14 protein-coding genes and 2 rRNA genes are annotated in these 19,305 nt (G+C 42.2%); 10 read left to right on the plus strand and 6 right to left on the minus strand.

What is annotated here, in order from left to right; translation table 11 throughout:
* Positions 1-268: 268 nt before the first annotated feature.
* The 3 genes from rrf (PSI06_RS10545) to glsB all read left to right on the plus strand — a co-directional run bounded on the left by rrf (PSI06_RS10545) (position 269) and on the right by glsB (position 2,289).
* Positions 269-383 (plus strand): 5S ribosomal RNA (gene rrf, locus PSI06_RS10545).
* 63 nt (positions 384-446) lie between these two features.
* A 5S ribosomal RNA gene (rrf, locus tag PSI06_RS10550) occupies positions 447-561 on the plus strand.
* Positions 562-1,365: 804 nt separating this feature from the next.
* The gene (gene glsB, locus PSI06_RS10555; RefSeq protein ID WP_004588579.1) at positions 1,366-2,289 is read left to right on the plus strand and encodes a glutaminase B; all 924 of its coding nucleotides are present in this window, start codon (positions 1,366-1,368) and stop codon (positions 2,287-2,289) included.
* Between the two features lie 34 nt (positions 2,290-2,323).
* Here the strand turns inward: glsB and PSI06_RS10560 are convergent, their stop codons facing one another.
* A complete protein-coding gene (locus PSI06_RS10560; RefSeq protein WP_004588578.1) occupies positions 2,324-3,628 on the minus strand; it encodes an inosine/guanosine kinase in 1,305 nt (434 codons plus the stop codon).
* A 178-nt stretch (positions 3,629-3,806) separates the two neighbouring features.
* Here PSI06_RS10560 and tadA point away from each other — a divergent pair, with 178 nt between their 5' ends.
* Complete coding sequence (gene tadA / locus PSI06_RS10565; RefSeq protein ID WP_273603715.1) at positions 3,807-4,310, plus strand: tRNA adenosine(34) deaminase TadA; 504 nt, start codon at positions 3,807-3,809, stop codon at positions 4,308-4,310.
* Here tadA and PSI06_RS10570 read toward each other — a convergent pair.
* Both PSI06_RS10570 and mltF read right to left on the minus strand, forming a co-directional pair.
* Positions 4,307-4,471 carry a hypothetical protein gene (locus tag PSI06_RS10570; RefSeq protein WP_004588576.1) on the minus strand — a complete coding sequence of 55 codons (165 nt, stop codon included), beginning with the start codon at positions 4,469-4,471 and terminating at the stop codon, positions 4,307-4,309. The two genes, tadA and PSI06_RS10570, sit on opposite strands and share 4 nt — an antisense overlap.
* A 245-nt stretch (positions 4,472-4,716) precedes the next feature.
* Positions 4,717-6,231 carry a membrane-bound lytic murein transglycosylase MltF gene (gene mltF, locus PSI06_RS10575; RefSeq protein WP_029773557.1) on the minus strand — a complete coding sequence of 505 codons (1,515 nt, stop codon included), beginning with the start codon at positions 6,229-6,231 and terminating at the stop codon, positions 4,717-4,719.
* Positions 6,232-6,442: 211 nt separating this feature from the next.
* Between mltF and purL the strand changes: the two genes are divergently transcribed.
* The 4 genes from purL to PSI06_RS10595 all read left to right on the plus strand — a co-directional run bounded on the left by purL (position 6,443) and on the right by PSI06_RS10595 (position 13,463).
* Positions 6,443-10,333: a phosphoribosylformylglycinamidine synthase gene (gene purL / locus PSI06_RS10580; RefSeq protein ID WP_273603716.1), complete on the plus strand. Its 3,891-nt coding sequence runs from the start codon at positions 6,443-6,445 to the stop codon at positions 10,331-10,333.
* 133 nt (positions 10,334-10,466) lie between these two features.
* Positions 10,467-12,923 (plus strand): YdbH domain-containing protein, encoded by a 2,457-nt coding sequence (locus PSI06_RS10585; protein WP_273603717.1) that lies wholly within the window; start codon positions 10,467-10,469, stop codon positions 12,921-12,923.
* Positions 12,924-12,925: 2 nt separating this feature from the next.
* Entirely contained in the window at positions 12,926-13,123 is a 198-nt protein-coding gene (locus PSI06_RS10590; RefSeq protein ID WP_004588572.1) for a YnbE family lipoprotein, read from the plus strand.
* A 10-nt stretch (positions 13,124-13,133) separates the two neighbouring features.
* A complete protein-coding gene (locus PSI06_RS10595) occupies positions 13,134-13,463 on the plus strand; it encodes a YdbL family protein (RefSeq protein WP_004588571.1) in 330 nt (109 codons plus the stop codon).
* A 36-nt stretch (positions 13,464-13,499) separates the two neighbouring features.
* Here PSI06_RS10595 and PSI06_RS10600 read toward each other — a convergent pair whose 3' ends face one another.
* The gene (locus PSI06_RS10600; RefSeq protein WP_273603718.1) at positions 13,500-14,048 is read right to left on the minus strand and encodes a DUF1415 domain-containing protein; all 549 of its coding nucleotides are present in this window, start codon (positions 14,046-14,048) and stop codon (positions 13,500-13,502) included.
* Entirely contained in the window at positions 14,045-15,328 is a 1,284-nt protein-coding gene (waaA, locus tag PSI06_RS10605; RefSeq protein WP_273603719.1) for a lipid IV(A) 3-deoxy-D-manno-octulosonic acid transferase, read from the minus strand. Before waaA ends, PSI06_RS10600 begins: the two co-directional genes overlap by 4 nt.
* A 182-nt stretch (positions 15,329-15,510) precedes the next feature.
* On the opposite strand from waaA, the gene PSI06_RS10610 reads away from it, so the two are divergent.
* Both PSI06_RS10610 and hldE read left to right on the plus strand, forming a co-directional pair.
* On the plus strand, positions 15,511-16,101 hold the full coding sequence (locus PSI06_RS10610) for a D-sedoheptulose-7-phosphate isomerase (protein ID WP_004588568.1): 591 nt from the start codon (positions 15,511-15,513) through the stop codon (positions 16,099-16,101).
* Positions 16,101-17,540: a bifunctional D-glycero-beta-D-manno-heptose-7-phosphate kinase/D-glycero-beta-D-manno-heptose 1-phosphate adenylyltransferase HldE gene (hldE, locus tag PSI06_RS10615; RefSeq protein WP_096740045.1), complete on the plus strand. Its 1,440-nt coding sequence runs from the start codon at positions 16,101-16,103 to the stop codon at positions 17,538-17,540. The genes PSI06_RS10610 and hldE overlap by 1 nt, the downstream gene beginning before the upstream one ends.
* A 98-nt stretch (positions 17,541-17,638) precedes the next feature.
* On the opposite strand, the gene PSI06_RS10620 is transcribed toward hldE, so the two are convergent.
* A complete protein-coding gene (locus tag PSI06_RS10620; protein WP_273603720.1) occupies positions 17,639-19,144 on the minus strand; it encodes a capsule assembly Wzi family protein in 1,506 nt (501 codons plus the stop codon).
* Positions 19,145-19,305: the final 161 nt, after the last annotated feature.

Here is a 19,305-nt window from a genome sequence, read left to right on the forward strand (position 1 = left end):
GCAAGATGTGGAAGTGGTGTGAGCCATTAAGCTAACTTGTACTAATTACCCGTGAGGCTTAACCATACAACGCCAAACGCGTTTTGTGACAGAAACAAGCGACAGAAGTTAATAGCTAAAGTAGATAGATACTTAGACTTAAAAAATATTATCAGAGTTTTCCAAATTTATGAGGTGACTCTTAGCGCGTAGCGTTAAAGTAGAGGCACCTTGCGCAAAGGAAATAGTAGCACTACGTGCTTATCATTACTCCTTTGCACCTAATTTGCTTGGTAACCATAGCGTTTTGGACCCACCTGACCCCATGCCGAACTCAGTAGTGAAACGAAACAGCGCCGATGATAGTGTAGCATTTGCTATGTGAAAGTAGGACATTGCCAGGCTCCAAATTCAGTCGAAGGACTTAAAGCTTAATAAATAAAAATAAGAAAATTGAACAGAATTTTCTTGGTAACTATAGCGTTTTGGACCCACCTGACCCCATGCCGAACTCAGTAGTGAAACGAAACAGCGCCGATGATAGTGTAGCATTTGCTATGTGAAAGTAGGACATTGCCAGGATTCAAATTAAAGAAACCCGTTACAGCGATGTAACGGGTTTTTTACTGTCTGGGGTTTAGTAAATAACCAAGAGCCCATGCCAAACTCAGTAGTCAAACAAAACAGCTCAAAGGCGAGCCCCGGCAACGATAGTGTAGCATTTGCTATGTGACTCTCCACCGCTGTGGGCACTACGACATTATCAGGAATTAGTTAAGAGAAACCCGTTACAGCGATGTAACGGGTTTTTTGCTGTCTGGGGTTTAGTAAGTAACCAAGAGCCCATGCCAAACTCAGTAGTGGCCGCTCCTGTACGCCGCGGCATTTGTATTCCTATACATCAAACGAATAGCTCGAAGGCGAGCCCCGGCCAACGATAGTGTAGCATTTGCTATGTGACTCTCCACCGCTGTGGGCACTACGACATTGCCAGGATTCAAATTAAAGAAACCCGTTACAGCGATGTAGCGGGTTTTTTGCTATCTGGAGTTTAATAAAAAGCCAAGATCTCATGCTAACTCAGTCTTTGTAATGCCCGCCCCTGTAAATTCTTTGAGCCATAACATTAGTATCCTTATAGAAAGCTAAGCCATTATAGGGAAAGTCACGGCACACATCGTGCTCAGTGTAATCAGTTTTTTATAGCCCCGCAAAATGATTAAGGCTTATTGCGGATTAGTATTGCTTTGATATAGAAAATATCACTTTGAAAATAAACATTAAGTTCATGCTTATCTGCTATTTTATTCATGTAACATAGCTAGGCGTGCAGAAGTTGTGCGTGTTAAAATCAAATTTTTATAAATGCCAAAATAGAGGTGTCAATTGCCCACTGCTGACTACCAAACTGTACTAGATGAAATAGCACACGAAGTGCGCCCTTTGTTATCACAAGGTAAGGTTGCGGACTATATACCTGCACTTGCTGAGGTTTCTAGCGAGCAGTTTTCTATTGCTATTTATACCACTGATGGCGAAACCATTTGTGCGGGTGATTGCTCAAAACGTTTTACTATTCAGTCAGTTTCTAAAGTAATGACGCTTACAATGGCGCTACAGCGCTATGGCGACGAGCTATGGCATCGGGTAGGCAAAGAGCCCTCAGGAACCGCGTTTAATTCTCTTACGCAATTAGAGTTTGAAAAAGGCGTACCACGTAATCCTTTCATTAATGCTGGCGCGATTGTGACGTGCGATGCTTTGTACAGTCGATTATCAGCACCTCGCCACTCAATGCTTGAAACGTTTAGGCTACTTGCAGGTAATAGTGCAATAGTGATTGATAAAAAAGTGGCTAATTCTGAATACGAGTTTAGGCATAGAAATGCAGCAATGGCGCATTTAATGAAGTCGTTTGGTAATTTTGAGAATGACGTCGATGATGTACTTTGGTCTTACTTCAATTTTTGTGCGATTGAGCTTAACTGTATTGAGTTAGCTAGAGCGTATAACTTTTTAGCGAATAAAGGGGTTGATTACAGCTCGGGTAAGCGCGTTTTGAGTAGTCGCCAGAATAAACAATTAAATTCGATTTTATTTACCAGCGGCTTATATGATGCGGCAGGTGACTTTGGCTACAGAGTGGGTATGCCGGGTAAGTCGGGTGTGTCAGGCACTATATTAGCGGTATTACCGGGTAAGTTTACAGTGGCAGTATATTCACCAGGGCTTAATGAATTTGGTAACTCGGTGGCGGGGATAGCAGCATTAGAGCTGCTATCTAAAAAGCTCGATATTTCGATTTTCTAAAATACCGCAATAGGGAGCACGCACAGTTCCCTATTTATTGATCCCAGTACACTTGCTCTAGGCAGTCTTCGCGCTCTGGCAACCCACGTGATAAACGTGGAGAGTGCTGTACTAATACCTCGTAACTTGCGCGGTTAGCGTACTTACTAATTTGTGCAAGAGAAGAGTAGGTAATGGCCTTTTGTTCGTGTTTTGCTGAGTTAGCGACATTTAACTTATGATAAACGTTTGCTGATAAATCGTGTAACACGGCAGCCAACGCACAATCGCCAGCACCATTGGTGTTTTTGATTGAATCAGGCCCACCCATGAATGGCGCCGTATGGCTATACGCTTTTATCGGGTTTTCGCAATCGGATTTTTTCATTGCACGAGAAAACTCATAGCGATTAAAATCGGCAATGGCACCTGGTAATAATGGGTACTCGGTTGCACGTTTAAAGCTCTCATCAACGTAACCGGCCATAAATAAGCCTTTTTCGCCAGCGGTACAAATAACTAAGTCTACCCAGTCAAGTGCTTTGTCTGCGGCTAATAACGGGTCTTCAAAGCCAGTAATTGCTAGCCCTTCTTCTTCGTTCATGGCAAGTATATCGACATGCTCGTTTACAAAGTTAGCCCACCAGGTTGGATCTTGCTCAATTAAAAACTTAGTGCCGAGTGTTAAAACTACCGGTACACCTGCATCGTTAGCGTATTTAACTGCTTGCATGGTTGCTTCAGTCATTGTTTCATCACCCTGCGTACGCATTAGGTAGGCGCTGATCACGAGTGCTGATGACTGCTCAATTAAGTGTTTATCGATAGACTCAGGCTTTAAGTGATTCATTAAACCGGCGCTAATTGCGAATGTACGCTCGCCTGTTTCATCAATTAAGGTAAAACAACGGCCAATAGGGCCATCGACAGGTTGTAAATAGTCTAAATCAACGCGGCTTGATGTGTTACATAAAAAGCGGTAGGCATAGCTGCCAATTTTTATGTTTTCACTCATGACACCGAGCAATACTGAACGGTCATCTGCTAGTACAGAGTAGTTATGCATTGTGTTACCAATGGTGCCACCGGCAAATTCGTAATCAACCATGTCGTTTAGTTTTAAACGGTCGTAAAGTGCGTTAGTAATATCGCTATCAATAACTTGCGACATTCCTCGGCGAAGTTGAAACTCATCTAAAAAAGCCTGATCGACTTTGGCTTCAATATCAACAACGATCTGATCGATCCCCGTAATGTAGCTACGTTGTAATCGCTCAGTTGCGTTTAGCTGATTAGTAAGTGGATCTTTAGCTTCCACTGGAAAATAATGTTTATGTCTGCGGCGTCCAGGAAATTTCATTTGCTACCTGTGTTGTGAGCTAAATAAAAAAAGCGTGAGATTATAGCGTAAATCACACTCTATGAGCCACGATAAACCACATTATTTTGTTTTATTTTTGCAATAATTTAATCAATTACGCATTTTAAACAGGCAAGTTGATATAATACCGAAAGAAAATTTATTTAAAGTAAGCACTATGAACGATCTTAAAAGCGATGAGTATTGGATGGAGCAGGCATTAGTTTATGCCAATAAGGCGCAGCAATTGGGCGAAATTCCGGTAGGAGCTGTCCTTGTTAAAGATAACACGCTTATTGCAGCGGGTTATAATCGTTCAATTACTGATAATGACCCCTCTGCGCACGCTGAAATGATTGCAGTGCGTGAAGGAGGGAGAGCTTTAAATAATTACCGTTTAATTGATTGCACTTTGTACGTTACGTTAGAGCCATGCTCTATGTGTGCGGGGCTTTTAGTGCATAGCAGAATAAAGCGCCTTGTTTACGGTTCGCCTGATGCTAAAACAGGCTCGGCTGGATCTATTATGAATTTATTGCAAGAGCCGAGGCTGAACCATCAAGTAGAAGTATTAGGTGGGGTGCTTGGTCAAACCTGTGGGAGTACTATTTCGGCGTTTTTTAAACAACGCCGAGAACAAATTAAAGCGGCTAAAAAAGCAGCTCGTCAAATTAGTGACTAGTTAGCCTTATCTGAATCTACTTCTATCATTTGCTGCATAGCAAACATACGACGACGCCAAATAATTTTTTTATGTAAGTTACGCAGCATAATACGACGTCTGGTGGCTGTTGAATGAATAATATTGCGTTTTAGTTTTTGCGTGCGTCTACGTTTTAGCATGTGTTCTCCTAATGCGTGAGAGTGAGAAAGGCACAAGATATATATTAAAAATCAGGTAAATATACTATAAACACACATTAGTGATCATTTCATGACAAGTAAACAGATTTTTAATTTAGTTACTAGAGTGGTTAGGCCTGAAGGGGAAATTAGCGCCTGCTAAAACGAGGAAAGAATCGTTTAATGCCCACATTTTAATGTTTCACAGGCCTGAGCAGCCCATTTAAAACGTAAATATAAACGCTTTACTGAGACTGCTGCGTGTTATTTTCACCTTGCTTACTTTTTTCTTCAGGTGAAAGTGAAGGGGTAGGTTCGGTTTTATCGTTGTTTACAGGCTTTTTGCTTGGCTGAGCTGCTTTTTCAACTTTAGGTGCTTCAGGTTCTGATTCAGGTTCTGGCTCTGGCGCTAGGGCATTATTTTCATCAAGCCATACAAGTGCATCGTAATACCTGCGAATGTTATCAACATATTTTACCGCAACATCGCCACGTGCATAGCCGTAACGGGTTTTACGGTAATAACGTTTTTTGATTAAAAGTGGTAAGCGCTTTTTAACATCGGCCCATTTATCAGGGCTCGCCCCTTGTTGTTCGGTAATAATGCGCGCGTCGTTAACGTGCCCCCAACCTACATTATAGGCTGCCAGTGCAAGCCAAGTTCTATCGGGCTGCGGGATTCTATCGGGGATGCGTTTAACGAGCTTAGCTAAGTATTTAGCTCCGCCACGGATGTTTTGCTCTGGCTCTAACCTATTTGTTACGCCCACCTGTTTAGCGGTACTGCGTGTCAGCATCATAATGCCTCTTACACCTGTAGGCGATTTAGCGCGAGGGTTCCACATAGATTCCTGGTAGCTAAGCGCAGCAAGTAAGCGCCAGTCAAGGCTACCTGCATATTGCTCAAACCAAGGCCTGTAAGTGGGGAGTGTTTCTTTTATAGCTTCTATGTATGCAAGCGTATTAACGTAGTTAAACTGGCGTACGTGCCCAAAGTACTTTTCTTCGAGCACATACAGCTGGTTACTTTGTTTTACGTCGCCAAAAAAGGGCACTAGCAGTGCATAAAGCGAATCATCTTTTGATTTATTAAGGATCCAAGCTATGGGGTCATTTCGGGTAACTGAAAAGCCAATACTTAAATTTGGGTGGTAACGTCTAAACAGCGAAAGCGTGTGTGAGTCGGCGAGGGTGTAATCTATTTCGCCATCGATAACGGCTTGTAAAAGCTCCTCTTCATCGAGTTCTTCGGTTTCTTGCCAGGTTAAATCTGGGTTACTCTTTTTTATTTTTTGTAAGGTTAAAGAGTGGCTACTTTTGGCTATAACTGTAAAGTTTCCATCAAGGTCGTCAAATTCGCGTGGGCGAACTCGACCTTGTTTATAAACCAACTTTTGGCTAATTGTTCTGTAAGTGGGGCCATAGCGATATTGCTGTGCACGTACTTTGTTGTAGGTAAGTCCTGAGGCTATTAAGTCTAAATCGCCGCTTTCAAGGCGCTCAAACATATCGGATAAATTAAAAAACGGCACTATTTCTAGTTCAACACCTAGGTAGTCGGCAAAAGCTTGAGATAGCTCGTATTCAAAACCTTGCTCGCCTTGCACGGCTTGGTAGTAGTTGCTGGCACTGGCAAGGGTACCTACACGTATTTTATTTTGTGCTTTAATTTGGGCAAGTTGAGTTTGTTGCTCCTGCATATTACACGCACACAACAACATAACTAAAGTGATGATAATTATTAGCTTTTCTTTCAACATTAACCGCCCCATAAAGCTCATACCCCGTTATACCAAAACTTCACTATGGCGTCACTTAGCGTTTAGCTTTTATTGGTAATTTTGCTACTGTTTATATAAATAAAAAGTTAATTTTCTGAAAAGCGCAATTTGGAGTTAAAACTCGGTGCTACATAGACTATAATGCCCGCCTAAAATATCGTTCAATCCCTAACCCCGGATGAAATTATCTATGTTGATCCTTCGTGGTGCACCAGCACTTTCAGAGTTCAGAGTTAATAAAATTTTAGCGCGTTGCAAACTATCGCAACTTCCAGTCACCAATGTATATGCCGAGTATGCACATTTTGCCGATTTAACCTCGCCTTTGAGTGTTGATGAGCAAACTAAGCTTGAAAAACTACTTACTTACGGTCCAACTATTGCCGAGCATACCCCAGCTGGCACACTTATTTTAGTTACCCCTCGCCCTGGCACCATTTCACCATGGGCATCTAAAGCAACCGACATAGCGCATAACTGTGGCCTTAAACAGGTTCACCGTGTTGAGCGTGGTATTGCTTATTACGTAGAAGGTGAACTAAGTGCAGATCAGCTTGCTCAAGTAACGGCGTTATTACACGACCGTATGACTGAGGCAACGCATAGCGAACTTGCTTCTGCAGCGCAATTATTCCGCAATGACTCACCTCGCGAAATGTCATCAGTTGACATTTTAGGTGGCGGGCGCGAAGCATTGGCTGCGGCAAACGTTGAACAAGGTTTTGCGCTTGCTGATGACGAGATAGACTACTTAGTAGAAAACTTTAAAAAGTTAGGCCGTAACCCTAACGACATAGAGTTATTTATGTTTGCCCAAGCAAACTCAGAGCATTGTCGTCATAAAATATTTAATGCTGATTGGACAATTGATGGTATTGAGCAGCCTAAATCACTGTTTAAAATGATCAAAAATACATTTGAGCACAATCCTGAAAATGTGCTGTCGGCGTACAAAGATAACGCAGCAGTAATGAAGGGCTCAAAAGCGGGTCGTTTCTTCCCGAATGCGCAAGGTGAATATGCGTATCATCAAGAAGACATAGAAATTTTAATGAAGGTAGAAACCCATAACCACCCAACAGCTATAGCACCATTTTCAGGTGCGGCTACAGGCTCAGGTGGTGAAATTCGCGATGAAGGCGCAACAGGCCGCGGCTCTAAGCCAAAAGCGGGTTTAGTTGGTTTTACTGTTTCTAACTTACGTATTCCGGGTTACGAGCAACCGTGGGAAAGCGACTTTGGCAAACCTAATCGTATCGTAAATGCGCTTGATATTATGATGGACGGCCCTTTAGGCGGCGCGGCATTTAATAATGAGTTTGGACGTCCTAACTTATTAGGCTACTTCCGTACCTACGAAGAAAAAGTAACAAGTCACAATGGTGAAGAGGTGCGTGGTTACCACAAGCCTATTATGCTTGCAGGTGGTTTAGGTAATATTCGTGCTGATCATGTTCAAAAAGGGGATATTCCAGTAGGTGCAAAACTTATTGCACTAGGTGGCCCTGCAATGAACATTGGTTTAGGCGGCGGTGCAGCATCAAGCATGGCATCGGGCCAATCAAACGAAGATTTAGATTTTGCTTCTGTACAGCGTGAAAACCCAGAAATGGAACGCCGTTGCCAAGAAGTGATCGATAAGTGTTGGCAACTAGGGGATGAAAACCCAATTGCGTTTATACACGATGTAGGCGCCGGTGGTTTATCTAATGCGTTTCCTGAGCTTGTAGATGATGGTGGCCGTGGTGGTAAATTCCAACTACGTGATATTCCTAACGATGAGCCGGGCATGGCCCCACACGAAATTTGGTGTAACGAATCGCAAGAACGTTATGTACTGGCTGTTGCTGTTGAAGACTTTGATCGCTTTGAAGCAATTTGTAAGCGCGAACGTGCGCAGTACGCAGTAATAGGTGAAGCCACAGAAGAGCGCCACTTAACTGTTGCCGACAGCCACTTTGATAACAGCCCTGTTGATTTGCCGCTTGATGTATTATTAGGTAAAGCACCTAAAATGCATCGCGATGTAACTTCAAAGCAAGTTACCGGTAAGGCAATTGATGCAGAGACGATTGATATAGCTGAGGCTGCTCAGCGTTTATTACGCTTACCTACTATTGCAGAAAAAACATTCTTAATTACTATTGGCGATCGCTCGGTTACCGGTTTAGTAGCACGAGATCAAATGGTGGGCCCTTGGCAAGTACCTGTGGCTAACTGTGCAGTTACCGCAGCAACGTACGACACATACCACGGTGAAGCTATGTCACTGGGTGAGCGCACGCCGGCAGCACTATTAAATTACGGTGCATCGGCGCGTTTAGCCGTGGCAGAGTCACTAACCAATATTGCCTGTGCCAACATTGGTAGTCTAGAGAACATTAAGCTATCGGCTAACTGGATGGCTGCAGCAGGTCACCCTGGTGAAGACGCCGGCCTTTACGAAGCTGTAAAAGCGGTGGGCGAAGAGCTTTGTCCTGCGCTTGGTTTAACTATCCCTGTAGGTAAAGATTCTATGTCGATGAAAACGACATGGAAAAACGAGGATGATAGTGCTGAGCAATCAGTTACTTCTCCGTTATCACTTATTATTACTGCCTTTGGTCGTGTTGACGACGTGCGTAAAACAGTGACTCCGCAGTTACGTACTGATAAAGGCGATACATCACTTATTTTAGTTGACTTAGGCGCGGGTAAAAACCGACTGGGGGCATCAAGCCTTGCACAGGTTTACAAGCAGCTTGGTGATGTTACTCCAGATGTGGACAGCCCTGAGCTACTTAAAGGCTTTTACAATGCCATGCAAGCACTTGTCGCTGATAGCAAGCTACTTGCCTATCATGACCGCTCAGACGGTGGTTTATTTACTACGGTAACTGAAATGGCGTTTGCTGGGCACACCGGTGTGACTGTTGATTTAGCTGGTTTAACCGGGGCAGATCTAGAAGCCCTTTATAACGAAGAGCTTGGCGCGGTAATCCAAGTTGCTAACAGCGATTTAGATGCCGTAAATGCTGTATTTGAGCAACACGGTGTTGCTGCAATTAGCCACGTGATTGGCTCGCTCAATAGCGACGATAGCATTGTATTTAAGCGCGGTGAGCAAACTGTACTTAATCATAGTCGTACTGAATTACGTACTATTTGGGCCGAAACAACGTACCAAATGCAAGCACGTCGTGATAACCCTGATTGTGCTAAGCAAGAGTTTGATGCCAAGTTTGATGCAAAAGATCCAGGCTTAAATGTAAAACTTAACTTTGACTTAAACGAAGATATAGCCGCACCGTACATTGCAACGGGCGCTAAGCCGCAAATGGCTATTTTACGTGAGCAAGGCGTTAACTCGCATTTAGAAATGGCTGCTGCGTTTAACCGTGCTGGTTTTGCCGCTGTTGATGTACACATGAGCGATATACTCGAAGGGCGTTTAACCCTTGAGCAATTTAAAGGCTTAGTGGCATGTGGTGGTTTCTCTTATGGTGACGTATTAGGCGCCGGTGAAGGCTGGGCTAAGTCTATATTGTTTAACGATATGGCACGCGATCAGTTCCAAAGCTTCTTCCACCGTGAAGACACCTTTAGCTTAGGTGTGTGTAATGGTTGTCAAATGTTATCAACATTGAAAGAGTTAATTCCGGGTACTGAGCATTGGCCACGTTTTGTAACAAATAAGTCAGAGCGTTTTGAAGCTCGCTTCAGTTTAGTTGAAATACAAGAAAACCCGTCTGTGTTCTTTAATGGAATGGCTGGGTCGCGTATGCCAATTGCTGTATCTCATGGTGAAGGTCATGCAGAATTTGCAAACGATGCCGCCACTAAAGCTGCGCTTGAAAGCGGCACTGTTGCGGTTAAATTTGTAGATAACTATGGTAACCCGACAACGCAATATCCGGCTAACCCGAATGGTTCACCAGAGGGTATTACCGGTATTACCTCTACTGATGGCCGTGCCACTGTAATGATGCCGCACCCTGAGCGTGTATTCCGCGCTGTTGCTAACTCGTGGCACCCAGATGAGTGGAAAGAGGATAGCCCATGGATGCGTATGTTCCGCAACGCACGTAAAAATGTAGGTTAAAAACGACATATACAAGTTAGATTCATAATCTAGCTGTAAAATAAAAAAGGCTGCACTGTGCAGCCTTTTTTGATTGCGTAGATTTAAAATTACGATAGTTTGTAAAGTATAAATAAAAGCTTATAAGGACAGTATGTTAAAGCGCGTTGGTTTAATTATGGGTGCTGTGTTGCTAAGTATAGTTTTGCTTGGCTATGTCTTTCGTTTGCCACTATTACAATGGGCTGTAGCGCCTGAGCTTGAAAAAGCAGGTGTTACTTTAAACTGCTTAGATTTTTCGCTTACGAGTAAGTTAAATGTGCACGTACAAAAAGCCTGTCTAAGTTACCAAAATCAAGAGCTTGCTCTTACAGGTATTACTGCTAATACTAAGCATGTTAAAGTTAAACACGCAGTACTTAATGTAAATCCATTTCCTCAAAGTAGTAAAACAAGCACTGCTGCCACAATTTTAGATTTAGCGCTTCCTGAAAAAAGGCCAACAATTACAGTTGAGCATTTAACTATACACAGTGCGCTTTTAAAGCGCCCGCTAATGCTAAATATCACCGAGCCCACTCTTAACCAGTTTGTAGTCAATGGTGATTTAAACGCAAGCGCAACGCTTTACAATAATAAGGTACAAGGGCAGCTTAAAGTTAATGATGGATTATTGAAGCTGCTACTTAAAACAGATAATGAGTTATTAAGTGGACTTAGCTTTAATGCAGCGCAGGCATTTAGCTTTAACGGAGTAGAGGCAAGCCTTACTGGTGATTTACAAGCCCAGTATGACTATAAAATACAAAGCTGCGATATAACAAACAGCTCCAAAGGTGTGCTAAGTGCTACCTATAATTTAAATAGCCAAAACCTTGAGCTTGACCCAAGCAAGCTTAAAAACAATGTAAAACTTAGTAATAACTGCCAATCTCTTATTCCTGAAAGTGCCTACAAGTCATTTGCTGTAAAGCAGCTTCCACTTAATTGGCAATGGGCTTTAGCTAAACCAATTAGCGTTGCACATAACAACCTAACCTTACCGTTAATAACGCTCAAAAGTGCAGAGCAAGCCAAGCAAAATATAGATATAACGTTTACAGATACGTTTATAAATACTGCTGCACCGTTACAAAGCGCACGCACACAGCTAAAAGCACAACTACATACAGATGAAATAGACGCTATAACGCTAAGTACGCAGCTTAAAAACGCTCAATTAAGCGGTAATTACGATATTGCGCTTAACTCTTTGCCTGAATTTTTACCGGCTGAGGCTAATAATATTAAAGCCAAGGGAGATTTTACAGTTACTCAACTTATTGACTTTAAGCCCGAAGGTAGTGCACGTATTGAGTTAAGCGTTGATAGCGCAGCTGCTTATGGCAGCGCTCTTAACGGCTACACAGGTAACCTTGAAGCAAGTATGAATGAAAAGCTCGATGCAAAAGTAACGCTTAAAAGTAAGCTTAAAAGCGTGCAATACAACGAATATAAACTCACTGGTATTAATAACACCCTTAGTGCAAGGGCAAACTTAGGTGTGGGTGAGTTATTTGCTCACTTAAATGCAAACACCCAAATAAATACACTCATTAGTCCAAATATCGATTTAAATACAATAAACGTAACGTCAACTGGGCTGCAAAGTCGCGCGCTTAAAGCGTCTCATCATGTATTTGTAAATGGTGTTGAGCTGGTGGCCAATCATCATGTTTCAAAGGTAGCGCATCCGTTTGAAGTGATTATACCGCAGCAAAGTGTGCTTTCGTTAAATTCAATCGTTAGCCAATTTGAGCCGTTAGCTCAGCTAACCCAAGGAAAATTGGGTGGGCGTATAAGTGGTGATGTAAATTTACAAAAAGCAAATTTTACTTTAACGATGACTGATACCAGTGCACTGTATAACGACTACTTAGCTAATCAATTTAGTATGCAGCTAGGTGGGCAGTACGATTCAGGGCAGCTTAATGTTGCCCCTACTACCTTTAATCTTAATGAATTACGTGCAGGCGCTGTAGTTAAAAGTATCACTGGTAATATTAAAGTGGTTAATAATAGCGCGCAGGCCTTTGATGTTGAAGGCGATATTTTTGGTGGTAAATTTTCTTTAGATAAATACACACTTTTAAAGCAGCAGCAAACAGCTAATGTTACGTTTGAAAATGTTGATGCCAGTAAATTAATAACGCTTGACGATAAGTCGGGTATTACCCTAACAGGTAGGCTAAAAGGGTCGTTGCCGTTTTATTTTGATGACACAGGGGTTGAGGTAAAAAATGGCAGCCTAGCCAATCAAGGCCAAGGGAAGCTTATTATTAGTAATAACGAAGCATTTGACGCTGTTATGCGCCAGCAACAAGAGTTACAACCTGTGCTTGGGTTGCTCAAAAACCTTGATATACAAAAACTTAATAGTACAGTAGCGCTTAAAAGTGATGGCTGGTTAAACTTAGGTGTTAACTTACAAGGCTTTAATGAGCCAGAGCAGCAACAAGTTAACTTTAATTATAATCACGAAGAAAACGTGTTTACGTTGCTAAGAGCGCTTAGACTGAGCGACGAAATAACGCAAAAAGTTGAGCAGCAATACTCTAAAAAAGGAAACTAATGATGAAAAATTTGTTGAGCATTAAGGCCGTTATTGCACTTGCTGCTATTAGCGCTTTAAGCGCATGTACCCACAGAGTAGAGGTGGCAGCGAAAGAGCCGATAACGATCAATCTAAATGTAAAAGTAGATCACGAAATTCGAGTAAAAGTAGATAAAGAACTCGATAACTTATTCAGTGACGACAGTGAATTATTTTAGGAGCTAAATGATGACTATAAAAAATAAATTAAGTATTGCCACTCTAGTAAGTGCGGTATGTTTGTCGTTTTCGGCGTGGGCTATTAGTTTAGATGATGCTAAAAACCAAGGCTTAGTGGGTGAAGATAGCTCAGGTTACTTAGGGCTTGTTGTACAAAACAGCGAGGCAAAAGCCGTGGTTGAAGAAATTAACGCTAAACGTAAAGCACAGTATTTAAAGTTGGCTAAAAAGAACGATTTATCGCTGGCACAAGTAGAAGCACTTGCAGCAGCTAAAACAATCGAAAAGACCAAAAGTGGCCACTATATTGAAGTGAATGGTAACTGGGTTAAAAAGTAATACAAGCAGCTAAACATATTAGTTAAAACCGAGCGTTTAGGCGCTCGGTTTTTTTATATTTGCTAAAAGTTGCTGCCAAAAGTCGAATCCTTTGCGCCTTGCAAGCTTTATATTGTGCTCTGGTATAGATTCAGGCTCGTTATAGTGATCAAGCGCTTCGCTCATACTCAGTTCGCGAATTAAATGCAGTGTAGGGTAGGGTGCTCGGTTGGTGTAATTTGCCGGATCATCTTCATCGCTGTCGGCAAACACGTAATCGGGGTGAAAATTAGCAATTTGGTATTTACCTTCAAAGCCTTGTGCTACCAGTAAGGCATTGGCTAAATCGACTAAATCTAAAAAGTCTTCAAAATCGCTAAAGCCGTTATCAAACAGTATTAATGTGGTTTCGCGCTCTGGATTTTGATCAAGCTGCACACACTGCTCTAGCATGTCCATTACAGCGTCATCAATTTTTGTTGCAGGGCTAAGCACATAATGAATACAGTTATTTTCTACTTCTTTACGGGCAAATGGGCAAAAGTTATATTTTACAATAACAGATGACACCCACTCGCGGGTTTGGGCAATTGCTTGATGAGTCATGCTTTTGGCTCTAAATACTGATTTATAATGGTTAATGTTTTTTCAATGGCGCCTTGGTTTTTTACAACACATTGCTGCGCTTTAATACCCAAGCTTTGGCACGCTTTGGTGTTTTGGCTTAAATTAATTAATTGTTTAGCAAGCTCATCGGTATTTTCAACAACGACAGCCCCTTTAAGTTTAATTAGCTCAGGGTAGATATGATCAAAATTATACGTATGTGGGCCTGTAATAACACCAACCGAAAAAGCAGCAGCTTCTAGTGGGTTGTGCCCACCTCGGCGAATTAAACTGCCGCCTATGTAACTTACATTCGCTGCGCCATATAAACACTGTAGTTCGCCCAGTGTATCAGCTAATAGTACTTGTTCGTTTTGATAGTTATTGTTGCTGCGACGACTAAAGCTAAGTGGGCTTTGAGTTAGCGTATCGGCTACTTTATCAAATTGCTCTGGGTGACGCGGTGCTATAACTAAAAGTGCATTAGGGTATTTTTTTAATAGCTGCTGATGGGCGTTTAATATCATTTCGTGTTCAAGCGGGTGAGTAGAGCCTGCTACCCATACAAAACGTTCTTTGGTTTTATACTCGGCTTTAAGATTTGCAACTTTAGTTAGTTGCTCATTGCTTGGCGTAATGTCGAACTTTATTGAGCCTGTAACATGGCTCTTTGAAGGGGGTAAACCAAGTTCAATAAAGCGCTTAGCATCATTTTTATTATGACTTGCAAGCACTGAAATTGAACGCATAATTATATGCGTTAAGCCTGCCACCTTTTGATACCCCTGTTGCGATTTTTCGCTTAGGCGAGCATTAAGTACTAATACCGGTATATTCTTTTTATGGCTTATTGCCATTAAATTAGGCCACAGCTCAGTTTCTAAAATACACAGTGCTTGTGGATTTACGCGCTTTAAAAATCGAGCGCTCGAACCTGCAAAGTCTATAGGTAAATAACAACACGCCACGGTATTTTTAAATTGTTCACTAATTTGCGCACGCCCGGTAGGAGTATTGCAGGTAATAAGTATATTAAACTGCGGGTGTTGTTTTTGTAGTGCTTTAATCAGTGGCGCTGCAGCAAGCACCTCACCTACAGAAGCGCAGTGGAACACAACCGGTTTAGCGCTATTATTAAATAAGTGTTTGCTAATAAAACCAAAGCGCTCTTTAAAGTGCGCGCGGTAGCCTATATTTTTTTTACCTCTTAGTACATACAAGTAAAATACAATCAGTGGGCTAATTAAAATTAAAGCGAGTGAGTAAAAAATGCGTGCCATACTGAACTTTTATTAAGGTAAGTGGCGCTAGTTTAACGCGAAAGTGATAATTTCTGAACATGTGAAGCACTAAATTATAATTCAGTTCAGCTATATTCCCATAAAATACACACAACTAAATAAAACTATGGAATAATGGATTTAATTTTTTCCTGCCATTTCAGTTCCTAGAGGAATTTTTCATGTCAATTATCGATTCTGTGGCAACAAGCTACGTTGAAAGTTTAAACCGTCATCAAGCCTTATTTGAAACGATGGAGGCTTATCATCAAGAGTCTATGCAATTATTAGAAGCGTGCCACAGTGCATTGCAAGCTGGTGGTAAGGTTATTTGGTTTGGCAACGGCGGAAGTGCTGCCGATGCACAGCATTTAGCTGCCGAATTTGTCGTGCGTTATAAGTTAGAGCGTGGCCCGCTTGCCTCAATGGCGCTGACCACAGATACCTCAATATTAACTGCGCACAGTAACGACTACCACTTTGATACGGTATTTGAACGCCAAGTTCAGGCTTTATGTAAACCAGAAGATTTAGTGATTGGTTTAACAACCTCAGGTACCAGCGCCAATATTAATTTAGCACTGGAAGCGGCTAACAAAATTGGCGCGTTTACGGTTGCCTTAACTGGACGCGAGGGCGGTAAAGTAAAAGACATTGCTAAATTGCCCATTATTATAAAAAATGATGAAACAGCCCGTATCCAAGAGGCACATATGTTTATTGGCCATTGGTTATGTGAAGCTATTGATATGGTTGTTGCGGAGCAGCAGTAATGGATTTATCGCTATTAAAAAACTTATCTAAAGCGCGTATTTTAGTTGTCGGCGATGTCATGCTAGACCGATACTGGTATGGCGATACAGGGCGTATTTCGCCTGAGGCCCCAGTACCCGTTGTTAAAGTAAGCAAGTTTGAAGATAAAGCGGGTGGCGCTGCAAATGTTGCAAAAAACATTGCTAGGCTTGATGCCAAAGTGGGCTTACTTGGTTTAATTGGTGAAGATGAAAGCGGGCAAATCTTAGAAACTATTTTAAAAGGTGAAAAAATACATTCACAGCTTGTTAGTGTATGCGATTTGCCCACTATTTCTAAAATGCGTGTAATTAGCCGCCATCAACAACTTGTGCGCCTAGATTTAGAAGAGACCTTTAGCGAGCAGCATAGCCAGTTGTTATTAAACCGTTTAGAGCTGGTGCTTGATGATTACGACTTTGTGGTATTTTCTGATTACAGCAAAGGCTCGCTGAGCTTAATTAAAGAAATGGTTAGCGTTGCTAAAGCGGCGGGTAAAACTGTGCTTATAGATCCTAAATCGCCCGATTTACACTTATACGAAGGCGCAGACTATATTACCCCTAATTTACATGAATTTAATTTGGCTGGGGGTAAAACAGGCTCTGAAGAAATATTAGCACAAAGCGCGCGTGAGCTAATTAGTAAAAATGGTATTAAAGCCATGCTACTTACACGCTCTGAGCAAGGTATGTCGTTAATTAACGCCGATGAAAAACACGACTTTGCAGCGCAGCAGCTAGAAGTAAGTGATGTAACTGGCGCAGGCGATACTGTTATAGCCACGCTTGCGGTGATGCTCGGGGCAGGTATGGAGCCTAAAGATGCGGTAGAAATTGCTAATTTAGCCGCAGGCATTGTAGTAAGTAAGTTGGGTGCGGCAACGGTTTCACCAGAAGAGCTTAGCCAAAAGCTTGGCCAATACTTGCACATCAATGGCGAGCACTACCAAACTCCGTTTGACGATGTGCTTCAACACATTGAGTTTGCTAAACAAAATGGCGAAACGATAGTGTTTACCAATGGCTGTTTTGATATTTTACACGCAGGCCACGTACGCTATTTAGCCCAAGCTAAAGCGCGTGGAGATAGACTCGTTGTTGGTTTAAATAATGATGATTCAATTACGCGTTTAAAAGGCCCTGAGCGCCCTATAAATCCACTTGATGAGCGCGCAATGGTATTAAGTGCACTTGCCTCTGTAGATTGGGTAATTCCCTTTGGCAGCGCGGACGAAAACGACACTCCCGCTAAATTAATCGAGCAAATAAGCCCCGATATTTTAGTTAAAGGTGGTGATTACACTGTAGAGCAAATAGCTGGCGCCGATCATGTGCTACGCCATGGTGGCAAAGTAGAAGTGCTGACATTTTTAGATGGTTGTTCAACCTCTAAGGTGATTAGCAAAATAAAGCAGTAATATTTACTGATTAAATAAAAAAGGGTTGAAAACTGCGTTTTCAACCCTTTTTTTGTTATAAATAGCTGGCTTTAAAATGCTATTTTTAAATATACGGTTTAAAAATTATATTCGTACTTAGCAAACGCTGATGTGTCGTTTTCTGCGCCATCGTTGTTTGATGCAAAAGCGCCGAGCGTTAAGCGCCCACCCATAGCCAGCTGCCTGTAGCGTAGCTCAACTTGTTTTGAGTTATAACCGGTTTTGGTAATTGTATTACCTAAATCGGGGTTACTAGGGTATCGGTCGAGATTATCGCTGTTGTAATCCACACTACGTAGTTTTACTTGCCAGTCATCGCCATTTGAAAGCTGACCTAAAAGTGTTAATACCACTGACTGTGCATCATTATCAAAGGTTGAGCCAATAGTGCGGCCGTGGTAACGATAGCCCGATTTATAATCGGAGTGTTCGTAGTAGCAGTTTTCATTGGTTGATTCGGCCGAGCACGATACACCTGTATCTATGTATTCAACGTTAACGAGCACATTTTGATTGTAAATGCGCTGCGTAGTTTGTACGCCAAATAAGTACGCTCTGTCGGCAGGTTTGAATTGCGAGCTGGCATCTTCGCCAATTGTACTTGCGTAGATTGCATAGGGGTGACTAAATAAAGTGTCAGACCAACGCACATCTATGCCAGCAAGCTGATTACCAATTTTAGACTCTAGTGAGCTATCACAATTTTCATTGCCATCAATACAACTAGTTTGCCCAGTAATAACATCAATAAAATCACCTGCTGAGCTTGGTTGGCCTTCACCGGCCCACTGCGCAGACCAACTTAAAGCAATTTCAAGCTGTTGTATCGGGCGAAAGTTAACACGACTACTCCAAAGCAGCGCATCAGGAATAACGCGGGTCGATTCTAACTTTGCCATTTGCGCGGTAAAGCTCCATTGCCCAAGCCAACTTAACCAAGGCGTTTCAAACGCTGTGCTTTGCTCACGGGTTACACTTAGTGCCGGTAGTGGCTTTGCATTACCCGACATAATTAAACTGTTATCAACACCTGGGCCCCAAAACTGCTCTACGGCACCGGCTCTAAAAATCCAATTGCCTAAGCGGTAGGCTAAGTAGCTATCGTCAAATGAGGTATCGTTACAATCTTCAAGTGCTTGTTCGTTAGTGGCTATATCATCGGTTGTTTTGCCATCAACTAAGCATTGCTTACCATCGTTACGGTAATTAATGGCTACCTTCGCCGCAAAGTTATCGCCAAGGTAGGCGTAGGCCGCAGAAAGCTCAGATTCTTGTGTGTTGGTTGCCCCAAAGCTGGTGGCTATAATTGGGTCTGATGCGGCAAACGCTGAGAGTTGCACACTGTGCGAGCTGCTGTTTTCTGACTTATAACGATGTTTTACACGAAGCAGTGCATCTTGCAGGCTGGGAGATAAAAGTTCAAGCTTGTTCGATTCTAGCTCGCCAATAAAGCTTTTCCACATTAGCGGGTAGGTGGTTACAGGCGCTAAAATAACACCGGCATCAGCCAGTTGTTGAATGTCGGCACGTAGACCGTAATCGTCTGGCTTTACCCAGGGCTCTGCCGTTACTGATGCGCTCATAGCGCAAAAAAGAGAAGAAAGTAGAAAGATTCTGTTTCGCAAAGTTCAGATCCTTGTGATTAAGATTGCGGCTAAGTTTACCAATCTAACATGGCTATTGCAGTAAATAATCTATTTTAGGGCGTTAAATTTGTGTATAAAAATGTAACCTAGCTATCGTA

Source organism: Pseudoalteromonas sp. GABNS16E (assembly GCF_028598715.1).
Taxonomy (GTDB): Bacteria; Pseudomonadota; Gammaproteobacteria; order Enterobacterales; family Alteromonadaceae; genus Pseudoalteromonas; species Pseudoalteromonas atlantica.